Genomic DNA, 2901 nt, shown 5'->3' with positions numbered 1-2901 from the left:
AAACGGCTTGTTGGTCTCGTTGGCGCTTTGACTAGTCGCCTCTGTATTTGTAGTATTCATCTATCTTCCTTGATAAGCAGTGTTCGTTATCGTTAATCATAGCATGGCTTGTTTTTTATACAACTGAATCAGGTCTTATAAAAAATTAGTAATACTATAATTTCAAACTAAATTATACCTAGGTGATCCTCTCATTTTGCTTTATGAAATAATCCAAGATAGTAAGATTCATTGAATGTTGAGACATTGAAGCTATTTTATAAAGCGGATTTGTAAATTCAAATTAAAATATAAATCCTCACCTTCTTGATAAATACTGCCAAAAGTATATCTTGTCGTGCTTGCTGTTTCTAGTTTGGTATTAGTAAACAAATAGTCCTCAAAGTCATTCCTATTATAAAGGTGATAGCAAAGTACCTCGCCATCATCTTTAACCACCAAGTACCCGCCAGTAGCATCATATTTTCCAGTCCAAACCTTAGCAGGTGTTAGACCTAATGCCATATCGGTAAGCATCTTTTTTACCTTGTAGGTGTAAAAACGGTGTTCATTTGAATTATCAAAGCCGATAGGGTTTGAGTTTTCTATCAGTTGAACCAAGTCAGCTACAGTAGATGAGTCTTTAGTATAAAAACTAAGAAGCATCTCACTGATTATTTGGGGCAAAAGGCTATCAATTAATATGAGGTTATTTGAAAAGGTGCTATTTAAGATTTTATCAAACGTCAGAATACCACCCAGTATTTTTATTTTTGCGACCCTGTCTATAATTTTTTTGCGACCCTCAATGGCGTTTATTTCAGCTAATTGAGTGCTTGTTAACCCATTAACTTTATAGCGAAAGTTTGTAGTTTTCCCGGCGTTTAATAAAGTCGAGGGGCTGCCAAGCTGCGATTTGATACTAAAGCCAAGGACAGGTTGTTGATTGGTTTTTTCATCGTGAATCACGATGGTGATATCGGTTTTTTGAGTGGATGATGCTTTTAAAGATTTACAGTGGATTTGCTCCATAAACGCTTCTATTTCTGGAATAGCAAAAGTAGTGTTTTTAAGTTTTTTATTATTTAGAACTTGCTTAAGAGTTATCTGTGCTTTTCGCGTAAATTCTTCGGCAGGTAATCTCAATAGCTCTTTTCCATTTGAGGATATGAATACTATGTTTTGATTGATTTGGTATTCAAAATCTCCGCTTGCTTCTGTTCTTAAGACTTTGATTACTGGGTAAACGATATCTTCTAGCTTTTCCAGCGATTCGTTACCTGCATAAAGTTTTTCTTCACCTAACACTTTGAGGAGGGTATAAATCTCGCTCCATTCACCGATATTGCCTTTTACCGTCATTGTATTTCCAAAGTATTAAGTATTTGTTTAGCGGTTGCTTGAATAGCTGGAACTGCTACCGAGTTACCAAACTGTTTATACGCCTGAGCATCTGAAACCACAAGTTTATAACTGTCTGGAAAGCCTTGAAGTCTTGCCCATTCTCTCGGTGTCATTTTACGGACACCCTCACGGTTTACTTCACCTTTGATATTAGTGACGGGTGTGAAGTTGGTTAATCTATTGTCTAATACTAAATTACGTTCTCGTCCCATGCCACCACAAACGACTGCATTGGCAATACCGTCATTGTTTAAAATTTCATAACCAAAACCATTACCTTTATCGGCATGTCGTTTTTTATGTTCTACTAATGTAGATAGATATTGTTTGGATAGATAGTATTTAACAGACACTTCTTTTTCTTCAATAATATCGCTAACACAAGTATCCAAAGACAGTGGCTCAGGGTACTGGAATGAATTTATATTTAAGTCTTTTCTAAAACCCACTATAAATATGCGCTCTCGGTTCTGAGGTACTCCAAAGTCTTTTGCATTCATTATCTTTGGTTCTGGCACATAGTATCCAAGATCTTCTCTTAGCACATTTAATATGGTTGCTAAGGTTCTCCCTTTATCATGGTTGGTCAAACCTTTAACGTTTTCTAAGAAAAAAGCTTTAGGTTTGTGTTTGGCAATAATTTCAGCGACGTCAAAAAAAAGAGTCCCTCTAGTGTCCTCAAATCCACCTCTTTTGCCAGCGATAGAAAACGCCTGACAAGGAAAACCTGCACATAAAATATCAAATGACTTAGGGACGGCAGCCTTAGTTTCAGGAAGGGTAATATCACCAAAGGGTAACTTTCCAAAATTGGCTTTATAGGTCTGCTTTGAATAAGTATCCCACTCACTCGAAAAAACACAACTGCCGCCAAGGTTTTGCAATGCCAATCTAAAACCACCAATACCAGCAAATAAATCTATAAAAGTAAATTTCGGGTTCTCAGGCGCTAGGAATGGGTAGTCTATGTTTACATTGTTCTCAAGTGAACTCATGACATTTTCAACTAAATCCTCAGATATGGTCTCATTAGGAAACTTCCATGATAATACGGCCTCTAAAAAGTCAAATGCTTCAACTTTGAAGTGATCAGAGTATAAGTTATTTGTATTATTCAAAAAGTGAGTCAGTGCTGCAATCTTATTTTGCTGATGGATGAAGTCTTTTTTAAACTTCCTATTTTCAAGGATTTCTTGCAAGAAGTTATCTGTAATTTTCATGAACAGGTCTCATAGTTGAGTAGGCTGGACTCTAACTTGACTCATTGTCAGGTCATCTCTCAAGTACTAAGCTAAAGCCACTTAAAGGCTATTATATAACAACTGAATGTCCGATTTTGTGATATCTGATGACTTCTTTTTTGGTCTATATAGGTTTCTAGGATAATAGTAATACAGTTCCTAAATATGGGTAGTAGTTTGAAGCGAAGCGTCTGCCTATAACACAAGCCTATATTGCCATTACTACAGTCGGTATATCCAAAAGCCGCTAGATAAGCGATAATACCCTCATAAATTT

General features: G+C 36.2%; 2 protein-coding genes. Both read right to left on the bottom strand.

Translation table 11 applies throughout. The annotated features are described in order from the left end of the window. Positions 1-252: 252 nt before the first annotated feature. Positions 253-1341 carry an HpaII family restriction endonuclease gene (locus tag ACTXGO_RS11935; protein ID WP_443574674.1) on the bottom strand — a complete coding sequence of 363 codons (1089 nt, stop codon included), beginning with the start codon at positions 1339-1341 and terminating at the stop codon, positions 253-255. Then, positions 1338-2603, bottom strand: coding sequence for a DNA cytosine methyltransferase (locus tag ACTXGO_RS11930; protein WP_435950766.1), 1266 nt, complete (start codon positions 2601-2603; stop codon positions 1338-1340). The genes ACTXGO_RS11935 and ACTXGO_RS11930 overlap by 4 nt, the downstream gene beginning before the upstream one ends. Positions 2604-2901: the final 298 nt, after the last annotated feature.

It is taken from the genome of Psychrobacter sp. T6-1 (assembly GCF_052258445.1).
Note: the sequence above shows the minus strand (reverse complement) of the source record. Positions and strands in the feature narration are given on the sequence as shown.